Raw genomic sequence first — 22278 nt, forward strand, 5'->3', positions numbered from 1 at the left:
CACCCACGACACGCCATGAACCGCACCCTGCTTGTCGTTGACGACGACCAAAAAACCCGCAACCTGCTCAAGACCTACCTGGAGAAACACCAGTACGAGGTGCGTGTGGCGCACGACGGCGCCAGCTTCAACGCCGAGTTCGAGCGCTTCAAGGACGAGCTGAGCCTGGTCATCCTCGATGTGATGCTGCCCGACACCGACGGCTTCACGCTGTGCCGCAGCGTACGCAGCCAGTCGCCCGTGCCTATCATCATGCTGACCGCCAGTGCGGATGACACCGACCGCATCGTCGGCCTGGAGCTGGGCGCCGACGACTACATCGCCAAGCCCTACAACCCGCGCGAGCTGCTGGCCCGCATCAAGGCCATCCACCGCCGCATGCAGCTGGGCGCTCCCGGCGCGCCGGTGCGTACGCTGCGCTTTGCGGGCTTCAGCATGGACGTAGTGGAGCGCGTGCTGACCGACCCGCAGGGCGAGCCCGTAGTGCTGACCAGCATGGACTTCAACCTGCTGCGCTTCTTTGCCGAGCACGCAGGCGAAACACTGGACCGCAGCCGCCTGATGGAACAAACCCGTGGCCGCGACCTGGGCCCGCTGGACCGCTCGCTGGACGTGCAGATCAGCCGCCTGCGCCAGCGCCTGCATGACGATGGCAAGCAGCCCGTGCTCATCAAGACCGTGCGCGGCAGCGGCTATGTGTTCTCGGCCGACGTGACCCAGCATGGCGACAGCTGACCGACGCCGCTGGACGCGCCGCTACCTGCCCGACAGCCTGCTGGGCCGCATCGTGGTGGTCATGGCCTTGGGCGTCATCAGTGCGCAACTGGTAGGCACGCTGTTGTGGGCGCGCCAGCTGCGCGAAAGCGCACGCACCGAGGCGCTGGGCGCCGGCAAACACCTAGCGCTCAACGCGGCCGGCGCGCTGCGCTTCTTCCGCGACCTGCCGCCGCAGTTCCGCCCCATCCTCATCGAGCAACTGCGCACCATGGGCGGTACGCGCTTCTTTGTGAACGTGAACAAGGCCCGCGTGCCCATCACCCCGCTGAAGAACAACGCGCTGGTGGACGCTGTGGTGGATGTGGTGCGTGACGACCTGGTGCGCAACCTGCACGCCACGCAGGCGCCGGACGTAGCCTTTGCCTGGCCCGACAACCTGCAGGTGTCGGACGACGGCCGCATGGTCAGCGACCTGCCCGAATCGTGGGTCGAGGCCACACTGCTGCTGCGCCCGCGGCCAGCACCGGTGCTCGTCATCCAGGCCGAATTTGAGCCCGGGCGCTGGCTGTACCTGGCCGCGCCCATGCCCGACCCCTACTTTCTGGACAACGCCAACCCGCTGACCACCGACCGCATTGCGCTGCAGCTGGTCACCCTGGCCACCGTGCTGGTGCTCAGCGTGCTGCTGGTGCGCGGGCTCATTCGTCCGCTGAACAAGATCGCCTCGGCCGCCAACGCCTTTGGCAGCGACACCGCGCCCGAGAGCGTGCCCGAGACCGGCACCGCCGAGCTGCGCCGCACCGCCCGTGCCTTCAACGAAATGCAGGCCCGCATCCAGGGCTATCTGGTGGACCGCGAACGGTTGTTCCTCGGTATTTCGCACGGCCTCAAGACGCCCATCATGCGGCTCAAGCTGCGCACCGAGCTGCTGGACGACGAAACCCTGCGCGCCGAATTCCACGAAGACCTGGACGACCTGGACGTGATGGTGAAAGCCGCGCTGCAAAGCGTGAAGGACACCGACATCCACGAAAACCTGATGCCCGTGCGGCTGGACACACTGCTGGCCCGGCTGGCACAGCGTCCCATCCATCCAGATGCATCGATTGAATGTACCGCCGAGCCCATCAGCGTGCAGGGCAAGCCCCTCGCCTTGGAGCGCGCCTTCAGCAACCTGCTGGACAACGCCGTGCTGTATGGCGAACGCGTGCAGGTGCGCCTGAGCCGCCAGGGCACACGCGCACTGGTGGAGGTGCGCGACTTCGGGCCCGGCATTGCGCAGGCCAGCATGTCCGCCGCGTTTGAGCCCCATGTGCGCCTTTCCCACGGCCAACAGCAAAACCGCACCGGCACGGGCCTGGGCCTGGGCATTGCGCGCAACATCTTCCAGGCGCATGGCGGCGAGATACGCCTGCACAACCATGCGGAAGGTGGGCTGGTGGTAACGGTGCTGCTGGCGGCGATTGCGCAGGAAGACGCTTAAGCCTCAGGCTGAGTCCTGCAACGGCAAATAGATGTCAGTCAGCAAATCGGCCGGCGCCGTGTCGCGCGGGTTGTTCAGGTATTCCTCAAATACCGGCTGGTCCAGCGCGGCGTGGCCCGACTGCACCAGCCATTGCCCATACAACCACTGGTAGGCCGCACCCATGGTGGCGTAGGGGCCGCGGTGGCGCAGCACGGCGCAGGTGCAACCGCCCAGCGTCATCGGCTGTAGCGGCGCGGCAGCGCTGGCATCCGCGGGCACCGACAAGCCCGCCCAGGACCGCAGCTGCGCCTCGGGCACGGCGGGTACAAAACGAATGTCCACTGCGTAACCCGCCGCTGCAGCCTGCGCCAGCCCCTGGCGAAACACCACATGACCACCCTGCGCGCGGTACTGCGTGGGGCCCATGCCATAGGCGGCGCCAAACGCACGCGTGAACGACTGCACATTGGGGTAGCCGCACTTGCGTGCCACCTGCGCCACTAGCAGTTGTGTGTTGGCCAGATAGCCAGATGCACGGTGCAGCCGCAGCCGGCGTATGGTGGCGGCAATGGTTTCGCCATTCAGTGCGTGGTACACGCGGTGCCAGTGGTAGGGCGACAGGTGGGCCACCTCCGCCAACTGGTCCAGGCCCAGATCCTCGGCCAGATGGTCGTGGATGTAGGCGGTCACGCGGCTCAGGCGATCCTGGTAGTCGGTCCAGCTGTGGCTGCGGTTCATGCGGGTACGGCGCTTTCGTTATTGCAATCCGATGGAAATGGCAATCTTGCCATCGGCACTGTAGCGCTCGTACTCCGCAATGAAGGTTTTTGCCAACTCGGTGTGGCCCCAAATCTCCATCCACTTGGCTCCCACCAAATCAAAGCGGGCAGGCTCCACCTCAAACACCGCGCGTTGGGACGCAGGAATGACCACCCGCACCATACCCGCAGGCACCTCGGCACTGGCCGGTACGGGGGCGCCAATCACCAGCGAATACAGGCCCGTGTTGTTGAGGCCCGCATTTTCAAAGTGCGTGTAGACCGCATACACATCCGCGTTCAGCTTGGCGGGAATGTGGGCCAGCACCTCCTCCTGGCCAAAGCGCTGCCAGTGCGGGGGGATGGTCTGCATGGCCTCCAGATTGGTGGTGCGCAGCTCGATGCCGACGACGTGGATGGCCTGGGACAGTTGCTCGGTTTTCATTGGGAGACTCCGGTAGGGTGGAACACCGGGCCAGTCTAAAAACACCGAGCAGACATTTCTTGCGGAGTTGCCATGTGTTGCAACGCACAGACCCTGTCGGCAGGGGCCTCCCAGAATGACCTATGCCTCTGTTTTCGATTGAACATAGCCGATTCACGTACTTTGCAGACTTTGTAATCTATTGCGCGTGCGTGGCAGTGCTGGCGGCATTTCTGGGTATTGCGGCGCCCCATGCATTGCGGTGGGAGCTCGTGGCCTGGGCATTGGGCGGGCTGGCGTACTGGACCCTGATTGAGTATGGCGTGCACCGCTTTGTGCTGCACCAGGTGCCACCGTTTCGGGCGATGCATGAGCTGCACCACCTCCATCCCCGCGCCTACATCGGCACGCCAACTTTTGTGACGCTCACCCTGTTTGTGGTGCTGGCGTTTTTGCCCGCCTGGTGGTTGACAAACCTTTGGATTGCCAGCGCGCTCACACTGGGTGTGCTGCTGGGATACATCACCTACTCTGTGACACACCATGCAGCCCACCACTGGCGTTCTTCGAGCAAATGGATGAAGCGCCGAAAGCAGCTGCATGGGTTACACCACCAGTTTGGCCATTCGCGGCATTTCGGCGTGACCACCAGCCTGTGGGACCATGTGTTTCGCAGCTCCTAGTTCAACCGCACCGCGTGGCCTTCCACCAGCACCGCCTGCAACGCCAGGTCGCGGTTCAGTACCACCACATCGCCCCAAGCGCCTGCTGCCAAACGGCCACGGTCCTGCAAGCCCATGTGGTCAGCCGCATAGGTGGAGACGCGGCGTGACGCGTCGGCCAGGTCCAGCCCCAGTGTGTCCACCAGGTTGCGCAGCGCCTGGTCCATGCTGAGCACCGAGCCGGCCAGCGTGCCATCGGCCAGGCGCACGCCGCCCATGCACTTGGTCACCGTGTGGCGGCCCAGCTTGTAGTCGCCATCGGGCATGCCCGCGGCAGACGTGGAGTCGGTCACGCAGTACAGCTTGGGAATGGCGCGCAGTGCGGTGTGGATGGCACCGGGGTGCACGTGCAGCAGGTCGGGGATGACCTCAGCAAACTCGGCGTGCGCCAGCGCGGCGCCCACCATGCCGGGCTCGCGGTGGTGCAGGGCCGACATGGCGTTGAAGAGGTGCGTGAATCCCGTGGCACCGCAGCGCATGGCGGCCACGCCCTGCTCGTAGCTGCCCGTGGTGTGGCCCAGCTGCACCTTGAAGCCCTCGGCCACCAGCTGCGCAATCAGCGCATGGTTGCCACCCACCTCGGGTGCCAGCGTGATCAGGCGGATGGGCGCCATGGCGTGCAGGCGGTGGATTTCGTCAAAGCTGGCGGGGCGTGCAAACGGCGGCTGCGCGCCCAGCCGGGCCTCGCTGATGTAGGGGCCTTCGAGGTGCACGCCCAGCACGCGGGCGGCGTTGGGCGCGCGCTGTTTGCACAGCGGCCCCATGGCGGCAAAGGCGGCGTCCAGGTCGCTCTGCGGCGCGGTCATGGTGGTGGCCAGCAGCGACGTAGTACCGTGGCGCGCGTGCAGCGTGGCCACGTGCAAGGCTGCGTCGCCGCCCTCCATGATGTCGTGGCCCGCGCCACCGTGCACATGCAGGTCGATGAAGCCGGGCAGCACAATGGGCGCGCCGCTGTCGCGCACCGCCGCCGTGGCCACGGGCGTGCCACTGATATCGGCAATGCGACCCTGCGCATCCAGTGTGAGTACGCCCAACACAAAGCCCGTGGGCGTAAGGATGTGGCCTTCGATGCGGCTCTGCAATGCGGTCATGGCGGTGTCCTTAAGTTTTCAGTTCGGCCACAAAGTCGTAGTAGTCGCTGCGGCAGTACGACTGGGTATGCTCCACGGCCACGCCATCGGGCAAATAGGCGGTGCGGCTCACCCACAGCAGGGCCGCACCAATGGCGATGCCCAGCGGCAAGGCCATGGTGGCCTCGGCATTCACGGCACGGATGTGCTGCACCGCGCGCACCGGCGCCAGCCCGCTGCGCGCCAAGTGCAGGTAGAGCGAGCCGTCCAGGTCCTGCGGGCGCGGGCAGGCACTCAGCAGCACGGTGCTGCGCTCGTAGGCCATGGGCACGCCATCGGCCAGGCGCAGGCGCTCCAGCCGCGCCACGCGGGCGCCGCGTGCCAAGCCCAGGGCCTCACGCTCGGCCACGCTGGCAATGGCCACCTCCCGCGTGATCCAGTTGCTGCTGGGCAGGTAGCCGCGCTGGCGCAGCTCTTCCGAAAAACTGGCCAGCTTGGAGAGCGGCTGCTCCAGCCGCGGCGCAATGAAGTTGCCCGAGCCGTGGCGGCGCAGCACCAGGCCCTGGTCCACCAGCACGTCAATCGCTTTGCGCGCCGTGATGCGCGACACACCCAGTGACTCGGACAGCACCCGCTCTGACGGCAGCGCCTGGTCCACCCGGTAGGTGCCCGCGCGGATGTCGCTCTCCAGCTGGCGCGCCAACTGCAGATACAGCGGCGAGCCGTCCGGCGGCGGGGTGGAGGATGCAGGAAGGGCGGGCATGGGCAAGGGTGGTTTTTATTGATAGTACCACTTCAATACCAGACAAATGTAACGCTATGTTTTGTATAGCTACTGGCGCAATAACTACGGGGGCTAGAGGCCAATCTGATAGAGTTTGCGCTCCCCCACCCCTGGACCGCATCGCCATGGCCACGTTTGAAACCGAGTTTCTCAACCACTACTTGCAACTCGGCCTGGGCTCCATGCCCAAGGCCGACATTGACGCGCTGGTGATGCACCTGCTAGATCAGCACGGGCTGGACGGCTCGGGCCCGCTGGCACGGCTGAACAACCAGACCGTGAGCGAGCGCCTGAAGACGCCCGTGGCCAAAGTGAAGAAGCTGCGCTACGAAGCCGCGTTGAAGTTTGGCGGCCGCGTGGAAGACCAGGCCGCCGGGCGTCTGCTGGCGGCGCTGGCCAATGCGTCGCTGGAGCCGCAGGGCGACAAGATCTGCCTCATCATCGAAGACACGCTGGCCAAAAACTGGCTGCAGGGCCAGCTGAAGATCTACCAGCACATCTTTGACCACCCCTTTAGCACCGAGATCATCCGCGTCTCGGCCGACGGGCTGTTCCAGGTGCTGGAGTCGCTGTTTGGCAAGAAAGAGCTGGCCGCTTTCCGCGCGGGCTACGACAAGGCCAAGGACACCAAAGACGCCGCCGCGCGCAAAAAGCTATTCAAGGACATTGCGCTGAGCTTTGCCAAAGACGCCGCCAAGGCCGCAGGCGGCACGGTGCTGGCCGTGGTGAAAAGCCAGCTGGGCCTGGGCTGACCCTCTCTCGCCCGGTTACGGCTGCACGGCGTATTTGCGCAGCAGCTCGGGCATCTTGTCTTGCCGCAGCTTGGCCAGCCTGGCCCAGATGCGTTCGGCCCGCTCCGGGTCTTGGGCCACAAACTGGTGGCTCAGCAGCAGGTAGTAGGCCTTGGTCTCCAGCGGAATCGATTCTTCTCCACATCGTGCATGGGGTGCGCGCCCAGGTAGCTGTCGGCCGCCTGCTCTTGCATGGCATACGCCGCGATACGCCCCATCACCAGTTTCTGAAAATTCTGCTCCGTGGTCTTGACGTCTTCGGTCTTCAGGCCCCAGCGGACCAGCTCGGCGCCTATGGAAAACGTGGAGTTGAACCCAATGGTGCCCTCACCCAGGCCCGACACCGTGCGCCCGTCCCAGCTGAAGGGCGAGCCCTTGAGCCGGTAGAACACATACGACTGGCTGAACACCCGCGCGCCTTCGTTGGGCTTGCCATCTTTCATGGGGTAGCGGCCATAGGGCAGGCGGTCGGCGGCATAGGAGTAGGCAAACGCCGCGTCGATGTCACCGTTTTGCAGGCGCCGAAAGCTGCGCAACTGGGGCGCGCGTTCGTACTCCACCTCCAGCCCCATCTCTTTGGCCACCAGGTTGACCAGCTCCACGATGGCGCCGGGCGGGTCGGCCATGCGGGACCCGTTGCCCATCTGGTACGGCGCGGCCTCGATGTCGGAATAGGCCACGCGCAGTTTTTGCGCCGCCACCGGGCCGCCCACCAACGCCAGTGCAGCGACCACCCAGAGCGTCCAACGTGTCATGTTTTTGTCTCCGCTGCGTGCAACACGCAACTGGTGCCCAGTATTGCGCGTGGGCGGCGGGTGTCAAGCGGTTTGGGCCGCGCTCAGCCTGGCAACGACGCAACCACCGTCTGCAATATCTCGTCCGACAGCGCCTCATCGTCCACCGCGCGCGCCAGGATGAGCGCGCCCACCATGCTGGCGTAGGCCAGCACGGCGCGCTCGCGCTTCAGCGCCTTGGCGCGGCCCGGTGCCAGGTTGGTGAACAGGTCGAGCACCTTGCGGGTACCACCCGTCACCGCCTGGCGCAGGCTGGGACCCTGGCGCGCGGCGTCGGCGCCCAACGCGGCCATCACGCAGCCTTCGCCGGGGTTGTCGCGGTGCTGCTTACTCAGGTAGGCCTGCATCACCGCGGCCAACGGGTTGCCCTCCGCACGCTCGGCCAACTGGGCCCAGAAGTCTGCCGCCTTGTCAAAAGTGCGCTCGCAAGCCTCGGCCATCAGCTCTTCCTTGGACGCGAACTGGCCATAAAAACCACCGTGCGTCAGCCCCGCGCTCTTCATCAAATCAGCCACGCCAATGCCGTCAAACCCGCGTTCGCGGAACAGACGGCCCGCCACTTCGAGCACGCGGTCGCGGTTCTGGTTGGCTTGTTCCCTTGTGACTTTCATGGTCTTTCTCCGTTAGGTCTTGCTATTTTAAATGATGATTGACATATAATTCAATCATGACGATCGTCATTTAAAAAACCAACCCAAGGAATCCACCATGCAAATCAAAAACTCTGTTGTTCTCGTCACCGGCGCCAACCGTGGCCTGGGCCAGGCCTTTGTCAACGCGCTCCTGGCCGCTGGCGCCGCCAAGATTTACGCCGCCGCGCGAGACCCCGCCAGCATCACCCTGCAGGGCGTGACGCCCATCCAACTGGACGTGACGAACGCCGCCGACATTGCCGCGGCCGCCGCACTGGCCACCGACGTGACGCTGCTCATCAACAACGCCGGCATCAGCCGCGGCTCACCCTTGCTGGCGGCCGGCAGCGCCGACGCCGCGCGCGCCGAGCTGGAAACCAACGTCTTTGGCCCCCTGGCGCTCAGCCAGGCGTTTGCCCCCATCCTGAAGGCGAATGGCGGCGGCGCCATCGTCAACGTGCTGTCCGTGCTCAGCTGGCTCAACATTGCCGGTGCGGCCACCTACAGCGTGTCCAAGTCGGCCGCCTGGTCGCTGACCAACGGGCTGCGTGGCGAGCTGCATGCGCAGGGCACACAGGTGGTGGGCGTGCATGTGGGCTTTATGGACACCGACATGGCCAGCGGCACCCCCGGCCCCAAGGCCGCCCCGCTGGACGTGGCCCGCCAAACCCTGGCCGCGCTGGAAGCAGGCCAAGACGAAGTGCTGGCCGACGAGCTGAGCCGCGGCGTGAAGCAGGGACTTTCGGCCCAGCCTGGTGTCTACTTGGGGCAAGCGGGTTAAGGCGCCCCTAGCGCACCCACAGGAGCACACCATGCAAGCATTCATTGTTGATCGTTACGGCAAGGGCAGTGGGCAGCTGGGCGACATGCCCGAACCCACGCTGCACGACCATGACGTCCTGGTCCAGGTACACGCGGCAGGCGTCAACCCGCTGGACTCCAAGATCCGGGATGGCGAATTCAAACTTCTGCTGCCGTATGCGCTGCCCCTCATTCTGGGCAATGAATTTGCAGGCGTGGTGCTGCGGGTGGGCAGCCAGGTGCGGCGTTTCCAGGTGGGCGACGCGGTGTACGGGCGCCCTGCGGCGCAACGCATTGGCAGCTTTGCCGAGCGCATTGCGGTGCACGAAGACGACATTGCGCTCAAACCGAAGACCCTCAGCATGGAGGAAGCCGCCTCCCTGCCCCTGGTGGCGCTGACCGCGTGGCAGGCCCTGGTGGAGCGGGCTCAGGTGCGCCCCGGGCAAAAGGTCTTCATCCACGCAGGCTCGGGCGGCGTGGGCACCCTCGCCATCCAGCTCGCCAAGCACTTGGGCGCGCAGGTGGCCACCACCACCAGCACCGCCAATGTCGCGCTGGTGAAGCAACTGGGGGCGGACGTCGTCATCGACTACAAACAGGAAGACTTTGAAGCCCGGCTGCGGGACTACGACGTGGTGCTCAACAGCCTGGACGCGCAAACCCTGCGCAAATCCCTGACTGTGATGAAGCCAGGCGGCCAACTCATCTCCATCTCGGGCCCACCCGACCTGCGCTTTGCACAGGAGGCCGGCCTGAACTGGGGCCTGCAGCAAGTCATGCGCTTGCTGAGCTACGGCATCCGCCGCCGGGCGCGCCGCCGCGGCGTCGACTACTCCTTCTTGTTCATGCGGGCCCAGGGCGAACAGCTGCGCGAGATTGCCACGCTGATCGACGCCGGCGTGCTGCGCCCAGTGGTGGACCGTGTTTTTCCTTTCAAATCGGCCGCCGAGGCCCTGGCGTATGTGGAGAGCGGGCGGGTCAAAGGCAAGGTGGTACTGCGCATGGTGTAGCAGCCGGGCCAGGGGCGCGGGCTGTCAAGCATTTATCGCGGCCGCCCCATCTCGTCTGCCACCCGTGCCTGGTAGGCCTCTATGAGCCCTTCGGCTTTCATCTTTTTGAACGTCTCCGCCAGACGCTGCGCCAACTCTGCATGCCTGCGCTGCATATACAGGTAGATCGGGATACTGCCCAGGCCCAAGACCCTGCGAACCCGCGCCGCGCCCGTGAAGCCCGGTGCGCTCAATACATCGCGCACCGGGTAATCCAGATCGCAATACAGATCGGTGCGCCCCGCCAACAGCTTGTTGATCCCCTGCTCTTCGTTGGAGATGTCCGACAGCCGGTCCACAGGAAGCAAGGGTTTCAATATCGTCTCGCAAAACAAGATCCCGCGCCGATATTCCACCTGCCAATCGAACTTGCGCATGTCGTCCAGCGAATGCAGGCGCAACACCGGATTGGCCGTATACAGGCCAAAGCTGTATTCAACAAAGGGCTCCTCCACGCGAACCAGGTTGGGATGCGCTTCCCCGTAGGCATGCACACGGCCCCCATCGATGTCGATTTCTCCCGCATCCATCATCATGGTGCGGCGCGCCAGGGGGTAGTTGACGATCTGGACCGCAACCCCCAGACGCCGAAATGCTTCCTGAAAAACCAGCTTGGACCAGCGGTTGGCATAGGTGGCGGGATCCGCGGCGAGCCCCAGGATCAAGGGGCCGGCGGGTTCAGCGGCAAGGGCTTGCACCCCGCACTGGCAGACGGGCAACAGCAGGCACACAGCCAATAGACGCCTCAAGAGAGCCCGCAGCATGGACAGGACCATTGCAGGGTGTGTCACACCTATTCTCCAATTTCGAAACACAGTTGCGCGCCGACAAAGTATCGCACTGGGGTGCGCCATGTTGCAAACGCCGTACAACCACTATGATTTTGATAGCTATTTGCGCATATTCCACGGGGGCTAGGGACCTAATTGGCTCCCAACCGTAGCCGACCGGCGGGGCCAAGGGCGCAGTTTCTGTTTGCGCAAAGCAGGCAAACCATGCAAATATCGTTGCCGTATCATTTCTCCCACTGTCTGTCACCAGTTGATCGGAGTTGAACATGCCCCTGGCCAATATCAAAATCGGCGTCAAACTCAGCATTGCGTTTGTGGTCGCCGCCCTTCTCACCATCATCCTGGGCGTGGTGGCCCTCATGCAGCTGGGCAAGGTGACCAAAAACACCGAAGACCTGGCCACCAACTTTTTGCCGGGCGTAGAGGTCAGCTCTGCGGTGCGCGGCTACATCAACGACATTCGCCGCGCCGAAGCCCGGCTGATGATCTCCGAAACCCCCAAAGAAATTGACGACCAGGAAGCCCGCGTGGCCACCGGCAAAAAGAAGGTGGCCGAGCTGGAGACCAAGATGCTGGCGCTGATGGACTCGGACGCCGAGAAGCAGGCCATGGCCAAGTTCCAAGAACACCGCGCCGCCTGGCTGGCCATCAACGAGAAGATTCTCGCGTCCATCCGCAGCGGCCCCGACGGGAAGGCCCCCGCCATCGAGATGTACAAGAAAGAAAGCGCCGTGGCCTTCAACGCCGCGCTGGCCGACATCACCGCCATCAACGACGACAACTCCAAGATAGCGGCCGAGGGCTGGGCCAGCGCCCAGGTGGTGGCCCGCAATGCACGCATCACCGTCACCGGCACCATTGCGCTGGCCGTGGTGGTGTCCATCGTGCTGGCCTTCACCATCACGCGCAGCATCACCCGGCCCCTGGCCCAGGGCGTCACCCTGGCCGAGGCTGTGGCCGCGGGCGACCTGACCGTGCAGGTGAACACCAGCGGTGGAGATGAGTTGGCCCAGCTGCTGCGCGCCATGGACAGCATGAAAAACGGCCTGCGCAGCGTGGTGAGCCGCGTGCGCCAGGGCTCCGAGGGCGTGGCCACCGCCAGTTCCGAAATTGCCCAAGGCAACCACGACCTGAGCGCCCGCACCGAACAACAAGCCAGCGCGCTGGAAGAGACGGCCGCCAGCATGGAAGAGCTGTCCTCCACCGTGAAAGCCAATGCCGACAACGCCCGCCAGGCCAACCAGCTGGCCAGCAGCGCGTCCACCATAGCCATGCAGGGTGGTGCCGTAGTGGGCCAGGTGGTGGAAACGATGAAGGGCATCAACGAGAGCAGCCGCAAGATCAGCGACATCATCAGCGTCATCGACGGCATTGCCTTCCAGACCAACATCCTGGCGCTGAATGCGGCTGTGGAAGCGGCCCGCGCAGGCGAGCAGGGTCGCGGCTTTGCCGTGGTGGCCAGCGAGGTGCGCAGCCTGGCCGGCCGCAGCGCCGAGGCTGCCAAGGAGATCAAGACCCTGATCAACACCAGCGTGGAGCGAGTGGAACAAGGCAGCGCACTGGTGGACAAAGCCGGTGCGACCATGACCGAGGTGGTGGCCAGCATCCGCCGCGTGACCGACATCATGGGCGAGATCAGCGCCGCCAGCAGCGAGCAATCAGCCGGTGTCAGTCAGGTGGGCGATGCCGTCACGCAGATGGACCAGGCCACCCAGCAAAACGCCGCGCTGGTGGAGCAAATGGCCGCTGCGGCCAGCAGCCTCAAGAGCCAGGCGCACGACCTGGTGCACGTGGTGTCCACCTTCAAGCTGGGCGGCGCCGACGAGCGCCCTGCGCTGGCCTACGGCTAAGCGCTAGTACAGGTCCAGGTATTTCTTGGCCAGTGCTTTGCCCTGGGCTTTGCGCACTTCGGCAATGTGCTTCCACAGCTGGATGGCGCTGGCGGAGGATTTGTCGAAGAACTGTTTGGAGAACGGCAGGTAGTAGTCTTTGGACGAAAACGGCACCGGCAGCTTTTGCACACCCGTCAGGTGTTTGTCCTCGATGACCAAGTCCACCTGCAGGTCCTGCCCCACATAGGCGGCAATACGTCCCATCAGCAGCTTCTGCAGGTTGTTGGTCGTGCTGGTCGCCTCCTCCACACTGAGGCCCAGTTTGCGAACCTCGTCCGCCGCCGAATATCCCGCATTCACACCCACCAGTGCCTGCGCCGGGCTGAACTGCCGGTTTTCCCATTTGAAGGTGGAGCCGGTTTTGACATACACGCTGTGGCTCAGCGTGGCCAGGCTGTAGGCCGGGTCAGGCGCGTCGCCCAGCATGGGGTAGACGGCGTAGGCCGCACGCTCGGGGCTGTACGACAGCAGCATCATCGCCTGGACCGCGCCGCTTTCCAGCTCACGCAGGGCACGGCGGTTGGGCAGGCGTTTCCAATCGATCTTGCAACCCATCTTGGCCGCCGCCTGCGTGAGCAGCTCCACTGTAATGCCGGGATTGGCGGGAATCGCCTCGCCGTCTCCCAGGTAATAGGGTGGCGACGCCTGATCGCTATAAACAATGCTGAATGAACAGGCTAGTGCCACCTGTGCAAAGCAGCTCGCGAACACGTAAACAACGAGACGCAGGAAATAGTTCATTCGTCCAACGACTTAGTTTTGGACAAAGTATAGCCATGCGCTATGACAGGCCACCTCCCGGCCAGGCGGCTGGGGCCTCAGGCGTCTAGGTGGCAGACCACGCGGTTGCGGCCGCTGGCCTTGGCCTCGTACATGGCGGTGTCGGCCATGTGCAGCAGCGTGTCCAGGTTGCCGCTGTGCGTGGCCACCCCCACACTCACGGTGAGCTGCAGCGTCTGCCCACGCCAGGGCACGGGGGTGCTGGCCACGGCCTGGCGCAGCTTTTCGGCCACGGCGGTGGCCGCTGCGGCATCGGTGTCGGCCAGCAGCACGGCAAACTCTTCGCCGCCAATGCGGGCACACACATCGGCCGCACGAAACTGCTGCACCAGCAGCGCACTCAGGTGCTGCAGCACCGCATCGCCCGCGCTGTGGCCGTGGGTGTCGTTGATTTCCTTGAAACGGTCCGCATCGATCAGCAGCGCACTTAGCGACTTGGCCTGGCGCTGGCACAGGCGCGTGGTTTGCTCGCCCAGCTCCATGAACGAGCGGCGGTTGGCAATGCCCGTCAGCTCGTCCGTGCGGGCCATGCGGTCGGCTATCGCGTTGGCCTGCTTGAGCTCGTAGCTCAGCCGCAGCTGGCTTTGCATGGTGTCAGACAGCACCTTGGTACTGCGCAGCGCCCCCAGCATCAGCGTGGTGGCCGACACCGCCAGGCCCAGCGCCATGTGGCCAGGCTGAAAAAGCAGCCATACCGTGCTGGGCGCCAGCATCACCACCATGGCGCTGAGCGTCACGCCCCGGTGCGCGGAATAGATTGCCATGCTGCCACACACCACCACCACCAGAATAAACAGAATTGCGAACTGCCCCGCAGCATCGTCCGGCGGCATCAGCCACAGTACGCCAAAACCCCAGGTCAGCAAAGAGAGCATCAGCGTCACCACATAGGGCAGCTCCCACGCCAGCAGCGCCTGCCCCTTCGGCTTGGCGCGGAAATACAGTAGGTACAGCGCCAGCCGCATCACCGTAGCGGCCGCCAGCACCCCCAGCCAGGTGAGCAATTTGATGGGAGTCACCCGCCCCCACAGCGTCCAGCACAGGATGCCTCCAATCGCCAGGCTCTGGAGCGGGGCGTAGAACGACTGCGCGAACAGCAGCGCCAGCGTGTCGGCGCGCACCAACGCACCGCTGGCCACAGGGGGCGGGGCGCCGGGCAGGGCTTGGGGAAAAGCGTCGCGTTCACGCATGGTTCTTGTTCACTCCGTCTGGCAGCTGGGTTGGCCCAGCTTGCTTACTATGGTTTTGATAGCTGTTGGCGCACATTCCACGGGGGCTAGGGGCCGATTTCTTTTGTAAAAAACCCACACCCGCCAAAACCCCCTAGCCGCATGCCAACTTTGCGGGCATTATGGTTACATAAAGATACAAGTCACTCAGGGAGGGTGAACCGGAATGGCAACGCTTATTCCTTCATTGGGTTCGTGCGTTTCGCGTATGACCAGCGGCGAACGCAGGCTAGCCGAACGGCTGGAGGCCAAGCTCGACGACGACTACCTGCTTTGGTACGACGTGCCCATGGGCCCGCGCAACACCCACCCGGACTTTTGCGTGGTGCACCCGCGCCGCGGAATTCTGGTGCTGGAGGTGAAGGACTGGAAGCTCAGCACCATCCAGCAGGCCGACAAGCAAAACTGGGAAATCATTCCCGACGGTATTCCCAAAACGGTGATCAACCCGCTGGAGCAAGCGCGCCAATACGCCCACCAGGTGGTGAAAGCGCTGGAGCGCGACGCCCAACTGGTGCAGCCCGACGGCCCGCACGCGGGCAAGCTGGCCTTCCCCTGGAGCTACGGCGTGGTGTTTACCGAGATCACCCGCAAGCAGTTTGAAGACGCCGAGCTGCAGCACGCCATCGAGCCCCACCGCGTGCTCTGCAAAGACGAGATGCTGGAAGGCGTGGACGCCGAGGCGCTGCAAAGTCGGCTGTGGGACATGTTCCCCTTCATGATGCGCGGCGTGATGAGCCTGCCGCAGCTGGACCGCGTGCGCTGGATCATGTTCCCCGAGGTGCGCGTGCAACAGGGCGCGCTGTTTGACGACAACGATGCAGACACCGACCTGCCCGACATCATGCGGGTGATGGACATCCAGCAAGAGCAGCTGGCCCGCAGCCTGGGCGAAGGCCATCGCGTCATCCACGGCGTGGCGGGTTCGGGGAAGACGATGATCTTGGGCTACCGCGCGGAGTACCTAGCCCAGGCCAGCACGGCCAGCAGCAAGCCCATTCTCATCCTCTGCTTTAACGAGCCGCTGGGCGTGAAGCTGCACAGCGTGATGACCACCAAGGGCCTGGGCGGCCGGGTGCATGTGCGCCACTTTCATAGGTGGTGCCGCGACCAACTGGTGGCCTATGGACAAACACTGCCCGACAGCCGAATGCAGGTGTCCGCCATGATGGACGACATGGTGCACCGCGTGATTACCGCCGTGGACCGCCAACAAATCCCCAGCGGCCAGTACCAGGCGGTGATGATTGACGAAGGCCACGACTTCGCGCCCGAGTGGCTGAAGCTGGTGACGCAAATGGTGGACCCGAACACCAACAGCCTGCTGGTGCTGTACGACGATGCGCAAAGCATTTACGAACGCGCGCGCAACAAACAGTTCAGCTTCAAGAGCGTGGGCATCCAGGCGCAGGGCCGCACCACCATCCTGAAGATCAACTACCGCAACACCAAACAGATATTGCAAACCGCCAGCTTGGTAGCGGCCGACCTGCTGACCGCGGAAGACAAAGACGATGACGGCATCCCGCTGCTCAAGCCCATCAGCTGCGGGCGCGATGGCGAGGCCCCGCTCATCATCCGCCTGCCCAGCCTGCGCGACGAAGCCTTTGCCATTGCCGATGAAATGGGCAACGCCCACCAAGAAGGCCACGCCTGGGGCGACATGGCCATCCTGTGCCACGACTACTTCACCATGGACCTGTGCGCCAAGGCACTGGAGCAACGCAAGCTGCCCTTCAACGTGCGCAAGCGCGCGGGCGACTTCAACCCCCGCGCCAATGCCATCCAGATCATGACCATGAAGGTCAGCAAGGGCCTGGAGTTTCCCGTAGTGGCGCTACCCGGCGTGGGGCATATGCCTGCGGCGGGGGAGGATGAGCAGGAAGCGGCGCGAGTGTTTTATGTGGCGGCTACGCGGGCGACGCATAGGTTGGTTCTCACGATGAGTGGAGATGGCGGGTTTGGAAATCGCCTATCCAATGCATCGTAGAGACCCATAAAACACGCGATTCAAGATAGCGCACGCTTGCAACTGGAATACCCTCAACTTGAGAGAAGCCTTGGGACGGAGGGGAGGAAAACTCTTTCAGACAACCAACTTATTTAGTGGAGATATATGAGCACAGAAAAATTACTCAACATCGGATCGATGAACAAGATCAAAATCAATCTTGATCAAAGCGATGCAAGTCGGCATATTGGCTCAGGTGAACTCATTCAGCAGGAGTGCTACAACAAACTTAAAACGGAAATAGCACGAGACTTGACTCGAGCCAAAAGTTTTCCACCAGCACAAAACTTTCCATTGGGCAGCGGATTGGCCTATTTCATCGACGGAACGCGCGGCGCCGGGAAGTCTACGTTTTTACAAGCCGCACACAGCGCGTTATCCGATGACAGTGCGCTCAAGTTGGGAAAGCTTTCATACATTGATCCTAGCCGTATAGAGGGCAGCGAAGTAATTTTGCTACCAATTTTGAAAGATCTGAAACGCTTGATACAGGACTCGGCCAAGCGATGTTTGAACGAGGAAGATCGCGTTAGAGAATTTCGGACTCATTTCAAAAGGATGGCAGGAGGCTTGAGTCTCTTTGCCACAGATAATGATCAGCTTAAAGATCTAGACCCAGAGCTATATCTGGATTGGGGACTAGAACGTGCAGCTCACGGCACCGAGTTGAGAAACAATCTTCACAAACTTGTTGATGCCGCTTGCCAGATTTTGAACGTAGAAGCGCTTGTTCTGGCTTTTGATGACGCAGACACCAATGCTGTAAACGCTCACACAGTATTGGAGTGCATACGTAAGTACCTGGATACACCAAAACTTGTTGTACTGATCACAGGCGACATGGAGCTGTATTCCCAATTGGTTCGTGACAACTTCTTCAAAGATCTGGGCGCTAGCCGCAGCGAAATGGATAGTGAACGCAATGCGCAGCGGACCAAGATGGTTGACCATCTCGAGGATCAGTACTTGCTCAAGCTCTTTCCGATTCGACGCAGAGTTCAACTCCGTCCACTTTGGAATCTTCTTCCCCGGTCAGATGCTAATGTGGAAATGCCGCGATTTGAACTTAGCTGCGATGACTGGAAGGGCAACGCCAGAAGCATAGAGAGCGCGATTTTTGAACTCATTCGCCGAGGGTTGAGACTTCAGGACCGGAAGGACATCGTACTTTTTTATGAGTTTTTACTTAAACAACCTCTGCGTTCAGTTCTTCAGGTCTTGTCTCGATGTGCGAAGCATATTTCTTCTTCGGATGAAATAGGTCGCGACAACTCGAATTGGGACAGTACGTTGTCAGAGGCACTGGGGGAGAGCCTAAGAGCCATGGCTCTTGGGAGTCTCTATAAATTTGGCATCGACGTTGATGCATTGGGTGCGCGTGAGCTTCCCACTCTAATAGAAGCGGTATTTGAGTTGACAGTACGCGATGGCGAGCTTGATACAGGGGCCTATTTGCGTCCACAGCCAAGTGACGCTGCGTTGAGAAACTGCTTCGCCACACTTTCAGCAGATGTCGCCGCTTTTTGTGTAAACAATCCAAGCGCATTTATTCAATACCTGTTTGGTGGTCCCGGAAGTGTGGCGGTCTATAACCAAGTGCTGCATCGTAAAAATAAGGACATAGAAAAAGAGACTATCAAAGAAAATACTTTGCGTGCGCAATACAAAAAGTACATCGGCATTGGTCGAAAAGAAGATGCACTCAATTGGGCCTGGCATGCAACCGCAGTGCTTGCTGCACCTTACGTAGCAAATCCTAAGCGACCAGTAGTCTATTTCGGTGTAATTGGTTTGAATAAGGAGAAGAGAGATAACGTAACCGAATTGAGTGCAAAGAAGGCAATTGAGGAATGCATTGCACAAATTAACAGGACACCAACATTCGCCTTCAGTCTTATTGATGCCTCTGGTCAAGGCGTTGGAACATTCTCCTCCATCTTTAACATTTTTGGGTTGATGGATCGGTTATTTCAAATAGACATAAGCAATAACCCTGACTCACTACCTCAACGCGTTCGCGAAGTGTTAGCCAAGGTGTTGAAGACTCCAACAATATCCAGACCAAACTGGGAAGGTGGAGATTCTGGCTCTGAGTTTGATGAGTCAAGCGACGCAGGTGCTCTGGAAACTGAATCGGGAGACTCTTTGACTTCGCTTTGTGAAAGCATAGCCAGATGGCTGCTAAAAACACGCGAATTGCGACTCAAATTGAAACCGTCGGCAGTTTTAATTGGAAAGGTATGGACGAGAATTTACTTTAGCCTTGAAAAAGTCTCCGAAAGTCGAAGGGGGGAAATCGGGGCAGCCTCTTTGATGGAGCTTTTTGCGCTATGCATAGTAAATGCACTTCTTATAGAAGAGCTTGATCATCACCTACTTGATAGCCGACCTGCCGAAAGTGTGCCCGCAAAGAAAGTTGAGCGAACGAATCCGAATAGTGCACCCGTCGTTGTAGCGAAGAAATTTGAGAGCGACTTAGTCTCCGATGCCAACTTGCCGTTAACTTTTCTGATAGCGAGTTGTCCATTGTTCGTCGGTCTATTGCAGGCACAGCGCCGCAGTGGTCGAAGCAAAGTTTATGGTCACATGCTGGAAAAACTTAAACAATTTGGGTTGAGTGAAGACTCGTTGTGCGACCCAAAAACTTGGGGACTAATTGAGCAAGTGCGAATTGCCGGGAGCTCACCAACGCCAGTAGGCAAGAAAATCCAGTCTAGTGGAGGAACCCTCGATACAGACTCGCAATTAAACACAGATCAAACAGCAACGATAGGATCAACTGCATCCAAGAAAAAGACCATCCGGCCGAAAGGGAAAGCAACAGGACAGTCACCAGCTTCGGAAGCAATTGAATGAACAACCCAACGGCTGAACGTCCATGCACCGTTCATGGCCTCATCAGTGCAACGATGCTATCAAGCCACAGAGTACTTGGGCTAATCAAGACAACTCAGTTCAACCGAGCTTTAGATGAAGACGCATTGCGTGAATCTGTTTATCTCACGTATATGCCATGGGCAGCGAGATACCCAGATCATGTATTCGGCCAAAGTTGGCTATGGCTTATCAATCCCAGACAGATTGGTGAGCGCCAAACTAAGTTGTTATGGACTACTACCGTCTTAGATGCACTGGCCGACGAATTCTTGGAGTCAAGACATGGGAAACTCAGTGTTCGACTGGAAAAATTTGGACCTTGGCATCAGACTGTTCTCAGTCGCATTAGTGGCCTAGCAATCCAAGCGTCTGTTATTGCGCGAATGACGGACGGCTTAGAAAAATGGGAGTATCCAGCGCAGCCTCTTATTCGACGGGCATCTCCGTTGCTAAGCCCACAAGATGCAATCATTGAGGACTATATCGAGAGAGAGGGTTTGCACGAATCTCACCTGCACCTGAATGGGAGTACTCACGCTGAGATCTGCTGGCTGCGTGCGTTGCGTAGTCCTCATACAGAAACGAAGGACTTCGAAAAGCTATGGAAGATTGGGAGCGACTACGATGCAATCAAGACTCGAGAGCTTGCCCATGCCGTTGATCCGACGCTTAATCCTGCTGAGTTGTTTAGACGCCTAAGGGTTGCCGCCCAATTGCGACAATGGCTAATTGCAGCGGCGATTAATGACATTGACCCAGATGCAGATTTACCAACCGGTTACAGTGATTTGGAGTCAGGAAAAGCACCATTTCCACCACCGCTCAGTGATAGTAGATGGCAACTTTCCGACGACACTTGTCTTGATCATGAAATCGATTGGATGGCGGTGCTTTTAAATCGATTGAAAGATGCACGTAGCTCGACTCTAGATAGGATGCTGCATTGCTATTTGGTATTACAGAATCAGTATTACCGTCTGCTGGTTCAGAGCGAGGAGCAATTCGGGTTCGATCAATTTCAAAAAATGACGTTTACTAAATTGCGAGAACCGACAGAAGAAAAATTCTTTCAGCGATTTTCGGCCATGCATGGCCATGAGAACAGTTTCAGTCGTTTGGGTTACCTAGAAGGTCGAATAGCGCCAAAAACTACGGTCGAAGATAACTGCAAACTACTTCAGGCGGTTTTGAGCGGATATTTAACCTACCTCGTAACCTATTCTGCAAAAGATTCCTCTAGTACGAAGGCAGCATCTCTCAGCAGTCTCCTCGCGCAACTGGACTCCAGCGCCGACTTCACCCCACGCTACTCTAGGCAGCATCATCGCTTAACGTTGGTTTTCCACTTCATCAAGAAGTCTTGGTGTCCATATCCACTAGGCAAGGCTGGGCCTTATCGTTTTTATAAACTACATCGCGACTTAGAACTTCGTACGAATGTTTTGTTGGAAACACTACGCCGATGGCCTGCTCTACATAAATGGGTGTGTGGGATTGATGCTGCTGGCAATGAGCTATTTACTCCACCCGAGGTGTTCGCAACTTATTATCGTATTTGCCAACGCGCAGGTCTAACCAGACGCAGCTATCACGCAGGGGAAGATTTTCCTCATTTGCTAACAGGTTTGCGTCAAATTCTGGATGCGCTGGAACTCCTCGACCTCCGTTCCGGAGATCGAATCGGCCACGGTACAGCCATGGGCATCTCTCCTCAATTGTGGATTGAGCGCATGCCGGAAAAGCTGATCGTAAAGAAGGCCGACTGGATGTTGGACTTGCTTTCAACATGGCGGCTCTTAAGGCATGCAGAAAATGCTACTACAGAGGCATACCGTATCGAGTGCGAGCTTGCCGACTTGGCAGGATACATTTTTGGATCGGACATCAGCTGCGCTGCGTTGGAGCGCGCTATGAATTTCAGATACCTCAATCCGCACTATGTTATGGAGGCGCAGGAGACCTCGTGGCGATGGGAAACAGCAACTCACAGTGACATCTGGATGGAAGAAGCACGGCTGGTTCACGTTGCGATCAGTACCAATCAGCAAGACGTTGTTCGACTTTGGAATTGGCTTAGCGACAAAGGGCTTTGGATTCGCGGTGAAGAGACTATGGAAGTAGATGCCGCTCACCTCAATTCAGCGACCTTCATAAAAATTCAGCAATCGTTAATGACAAAGGTAAGTGAAAGAGGCGTAGTCATAGAAACGTTGCCGTCCAGCAACGTTCGAATCAGCCAATATCACAGCTATACCGAGCATCATTCGCTGCGTTGGATGAGAGTCCCAGGATTCTTCATAGCCAATGACCCCGAGATTATGGTTTCGCTAGGATCTGATGATCCAGGCATTTTCGCTTGTGATCTAAATAGTGAGTTTTACCAACTCTATGCGGCATTAAGAGCAACAGGGCTTGGCGACAAATCTGCACTAAATTACTTAGCACCACTAAACGAACGTGGGCGTCAGTATCGATTTCATGCTGCCCTGTAAGGCGATATTACGCAGGCCGTGGGTTCGATAAAAAAATGAGCTCGGCGTGGATCGATTGCAAACTATCTAGTGGTCGTCGATCTTCCACTCTTTGTGCTTACACAGCAGTCTTGCAGACCGGTGATCGCGTGCCGTGCAGTTCTGATCGCACCCGGCCACAACATTGCATATCGCGCAGTGACAATGGCCACACATTGCA

General features: G+C 60.1%; 19 protein-coding genes. 10 read left to right on the forward strand and 9 right to left on the reverse strand.

Translation table 11 applies throughout. The annotated features are described in order from the left end of the window. The first annotated feature begins 15 nt into the window (after positions 1-15). Together J2X15_RS12575 and J2X15_RS12580 are read left to right on the forward strand one after the other, a co-directional pair. On the forward strand, positions 16-735 hold the full coding sequence (locus tag J2X15_RS12575; protein WP_310343366.1) for a response regulator: 720 nt from the start codon (positions 16-18) through the stop codon (positions 733-735). Further along, positions 722-2200 carry an ATP-binding protein gene (locus tag J2X15_RS12580; RefSeq protein ID WP_310343368.1) on the forward strand — a complete coding sequence of 493 codons (1479 nt, stop codon included), beginning with the start codon at positions 722-724 and terminating at the stop codon, positions 2198-2200. Before J2X15_RS12575 ends, J2X15_RS12580 begins: the two co-directional genes overlap by 14 nt. A gap of 3 nt (positions 2201-2203) precedes the next feature. Here J2X15_RS12580 and J2X15_RS12585 read toward each other — a convergent pair whose 3' ends face one another. Beyond that, positions 2204-2920 (reverse strand): AraC family transcriptional regulator, encoded by a 717-nt coding sequence (locus J2X15_RS12585; protein WP_310343370.1) that lies wholly within the window; start codon positions 2918-2920, stop codon positions 2204-2206. A gap of 18 nt (positions 2921-2938) precedes the next feature. Then, the gene (locus tag J2X15_RS12590) at positions 2939-3385 is read right to left on the reverse strand and encodes a GyrI-like domain-containing protein (RefSeq protein ID WP_310343372.1); all 447 of its coding nucleotides are present in this window, start codon (positions 3383-3385) and stop codon (positions 2939-2941) included. Between the two features lie 122 nt (positions 3386-3507). On the opposite strand from J2X15_RS12590, the gene J2X15_RS12595 reads away from it, so the two are divergent. Then, on the forward strand, positions 3508-4047 hold the full coding sequence (locus J2X15_RS12595; protein ID WP_310343374.1) for a sterol desaturase family protein: 540 nt from the start codon (positions 3508-3510) through the stop codon (positions 4045-4047). Here J2X15_RS12595 and nagA read toward each other — a convergent pair. Further along, positions 4044-5168, reverse strand: a complete 1125-nt coding sequence (gene nagA, locus J2X15_RS12600; protein ID WP_310343603.1) for an N-acetylglucosamine-6-phosphate deacetylase — start codon at positions 5166-5168, stop codon at positions 4044-4046. The genes J2X15_RS12595 and nagA overlap by 4 nt on opposite strands. A 19-nt stretch (positions 5169-5187) precedes the next feature. After that, positions 5188-5919 carry a GntR family transcriptional regulator gene (locus tag J2X15_RS12605; protein WP_310343376.1) on the reverse strand — a complete coding sequence of 244 codons (732 nt, stop codon included), beginning with the start codon at positions 5917-5919 and terminating at the stop codon, positions 5188-5190. Positions 5920-6065: 146 nt separating this feature from the next. On the opposite strand from J2X15_RS12605, the gene J2X15_RS12610 reads away from it, so the two are divergent. Beyond that, on the forward strand, positions 6066-6692 hold the full coding sequence (locus tag J2X15_RS12610) for a hypothetical protein (RefSeq protein WP_310343377.1): 627 nt from the start codon (positions 6066-6068) through the stop codon (positions 6690-6692). Positions 6693-6823: 131 nt separating this feature from the next. On the opposite strand, the gene J2X15_RS12615 is transcribed toward J2X15_RS12610, so the two are convergent. Both J2X15_RS12615 and J2X15_RS12620 read right to left on the reverse strand, forming a co-directional pair. Continuing rightward, positions 6824-7486, reverse strand: coding sequence for a substrate-binding periplasmic protein (locus J2X15_RS12615; protein WP_310343379.1), 663 nt, complete (start codon positions 7484-7486; stop codon positions 6824-6826). An 83-nt stretch (positions 7487-7569) separates the two neighbouring features. Next, positions 7570-8136 (reverse strand): TetR/AcrR family transcriptional regulator, encoded by a 567-nt coding sequence (locus tag J2X15_RS12620; RefSeq protein WP_310343381.1) that lies wholly within the window; start codon positions 8134-8136, stop codon positions 7570-7572. Positions 8137-8233: 97 nt separating this feature from the next. Here J2X15_RS12620 and J2X15_RS12625 point away from each other — a divergent pair, with 97 nt between their 5' ends. Together J2X15_RS12625 and J2X15_RS12630 are read left to right on the forward strand one after the other, a co-directional pair. Then, complete coding sequence (locus J2X15_RS12625; protein ID WP_310343383.1) at positions 8234-8938, forward strand: SDR family oxidoreductase; 705 nt, start codon at positions 8234-8236, stop codon at positions 8936-8938. A gap of 31 nt (positions 8939-8969) precedes the next feature. Beyond that, positions 8970-9968: an NADP-dependent oxidoreductase gene (locus J2X15_RS12630; protein WP_310343385.1), complete on the forward strand. Its 999-nt coding sequence runs from the start codon at positions 8970-8972 to the stop codon at positions 9966-9968. Positions 9969-10000: 32 nt separating this feature from the next. Here the strand turns inward: J2X15_RS12630 and J2X15_RS12635 are convergent, their stop codons facing one another. Further along, positions 10001-10783 (reverse strand): substrate-binding periplasmic protein, encoded by a 783-nt coding sequence (locus J2X15_RS12635; protein ID WP_310343387.1) that lies wholly within the window; start codon positions 10781-10783, stop codon positions 10001-10003. Positions 10784-11064: 281 nt separating this feature from the next. Between J2X15_RS12635 and J2X15_RS12640 the strand changes: the two genes are divergently transcribed. Next, complete coding sequence (locus J2X15_RS12640; RefSeq protein WP_310343388.1) at positions 11065-12648, forward strand: methyl-accepting chemotaxis protein; 1584 nt, start codon at positions 11065-11067, stop codon at positions 12646-12648. Positions 12649-12651: 3 nt separating this feature from the next. On the opposite strand, the gene J2X15_RS12645 is transcribed toward J2X15_RS12640, so the two are convergent. Continuing rightward, on the reverse strand, positions 12652-13431 hold the full coding sequence (locus tag J2X15_RS12645) for a substrate-binding periplasmic protein (RefSeq protein WP_310343389.1): 780 nt from the start codon (positions 13429-13431) through the stop codon (positions 12652-12654). 77 nt (positions 13432-13508) lie between these two features. Then, positions 13509-14660: a GGDEF domain-containing protein gene (locus J2X15_RS12650; protein WP_310343391.1), complete on the reverse strand. Its 1152-nt coding sequence runs from the start codon at positions 14658-14660 to the stop codon at positions 13509-13511. A 205-nt stretch (positions 14661-14865) separates the two neighbouring features. Between J2X15_RS12650 and J2X15_RS12655 the strand changes: the two genes are divergently transcribed. The 3 genes from J2X15_RS12655 to J2X15_RS12665 all read left to right on the forward strand — a co-directional run bounded on the left by J2X15_RS12655 (position 14866) and on the right by J2X15_RS12665 (position 22079). Continuing rightward, on the forward strand, positions 14866-16689 hold the full coding sequence (locus J2X15_RS12655) for a DEAD/DEAH box helicase (protein ID WP_310343394.1): 1824 nt from the start codon (positions 14866-14868) through the stop codon (positions 16687-16689). 126 nt (positions 16690-16815) lie between these two features. Then, a complete protein-coding gene (locus J2X15_RS12660; RefSeq protein WP_310343396.1) occupies positions 16816-19566 on the forward strand; it encodes a hypothetical protein in 2751 nt (916 codons plus the stop codon). After that, the gene (locus J2X15_RS12665) at positions 19563-22079 is read left to right on the forward strand and encodes a hypothetical protein (protein WP_310343398.1); all 2517 of its coding nucleotides are present in this window, start codon (positions 19563-19565) and stop codon (positions 22077-22079) included. The genes J2X15_RS12660 and J2X15_RS12665 overlap by 4 nt, the downstream gene beginning before the upstream one ends. The last annotated feature ends 199 nt before the right edge of the window (positions 22080-22278 follow it).

Source organism: Rhodoferax saidenbachensis, from assembly GCF_031457975.1.
Classification (GTDB): domain Bacteria; phylum Pseudomonadota; class Gammaproteobacteria; order Burkholderiales; family Burkholderiaceae_C; genus Allorhodoferax; species Allorhodoferax saidenbachensis_A.

What these genes read in the sequence shown, in the direction of transcription:
- J2X15_RS12575 (WP_310343366.1), top strand. Translation starts at nt 16, where the DNA reads ATGAACCGCACCCTGCTTGTCGTTGACGACGACCAAAAAACCCGCAAC.
- J2X15_RS12580 (WP_310343368.1), top strand. Translation starts at nt 722, where the DNA reads ATGGCGACAGCTGACCGACGCCGCTGGACGCGCCGCTACCTGCCCGAC.
- J2X15_RS12585 (WP_310343370.1), bottom strand. Translation starts at nt 2,920, where the DNA reads ATGAACCGCAGCCACAGCTGGACCGACTACCAGGATCGCCTGAGCCGC.
- J2X15_RS12590 (WP_310343372.1), bottom strand. Translation starts at nt 3,385, where the DNA reads ATGAAAACCGAGCAACTGTCCCAGGCCATCCACGTCGTCGGCATCGAG.
- J2X15_RS12595 (WP_310343374.1), top strand. Translation starts at nt 3,508, where the DNA reads ATGCCTCTGTTTTCGATTGAACATAGCCGATTCACGTACTTTGCAGAC.
- J2X15_RS12605 (WP_310343376.1), bottom strand. Translation starts at nt 5,919, where the DNA reads ATGCCCGCCCTTCCTGCATCCTCCACCCCGCCGCCGGACGGCTCGCCG.
- J2X15_RS12610 (WP_310343377.1), top strand. Translation starts at nt 6,066, where the DNA reads ATGGCCACGTTTGAAACCGAGTTTCTCAACCACTACTTGCAACTCGGC.
- J2X15_RS12615 (WP_310343379.1), bottom strand. Translation starts at nt 7,486, where the DNA reads ATGACACGTTGGACGCTCTGGGTGGTCGCTGCACTGGCGTTGGTGGGC.
- J2X15_RS12620 (WP_310343381.1), bottom strand. Translation starts at nt 8,136, where the DNA reads ATGAAAGTCACAAGGGAACAAGCCAACCAGAACCGCGACCGCGTGCTC.
- J2X15_RS12625 (WP_310343383.1), top strand. Translation starts at nt 8,234, where the DNA reads ATGCAAATCAAAAACTCTGTTGTTCTCGTCACCGGCGCCAACCGTGGC.
- J2X15_RS12630 (WP_310343385.1), top strand. Translation starts at nt 8,970, where the DNA reads ATGCAAGCATTCATTGTTGATCGTTACGGCAAGGGCAGTGGGCAGCTG.
- J2X15_RS12635 (WP_310343387.1), bottom strand. Translation starts at nt 10,783, where the DNA reads ATGGTCCTGTCCATGCTGCGGGCTCTCTTGAGGCGTCTATTGGCTGTG.
- J2X15_RS12640 (WP_310343388.1), top strand. Translation starts at nt 11,065, where the DNA reads ATGCCCCTGGCCAATATCAAAATCGGCGTCAAACTCAGCATTGCGTTT.
- J2X15_RS12645 (WP_310343389.1), bottom strand. Translation starts at nt 13,431, where the DNA reads ATGAACTATTTCCTGCGTCTCGTTGTTTACGTGTTCGCGAGCTGCTTT.
- J2X15_RS12650 (WP_310343391.1), bottom strand. Translation starts at nt 14,660, where the DNA reads ATGCGTGAACGCGACGCTTTTCCCCAAGCCCTGCCCGGCGCCCCGCCC.
- J2X15_RS12655 (WP_310343394.1), top strand. Translation starts at nt 14,866, where the DNA reads ATGGCAACGCTTATTCCTTCATTGGGTTCGTGCGTTTCGCGTATGACC.
- J2X15_RS12660 (WP_310343396.1), top strand. Translation starts at nt 16,816, where the DNA reads ATGAGCACAGAAAAATTACTCAACATCGGATCGATGAACAAGATCAAA.
- J2X15_RS12665 (WP_310343398.1), top strand. Translation starts at nt 19,563, where the DNA reads ATGAACAACCCAACGGCTGAACGTCCATGCACCGTTCATGGCCTCATC.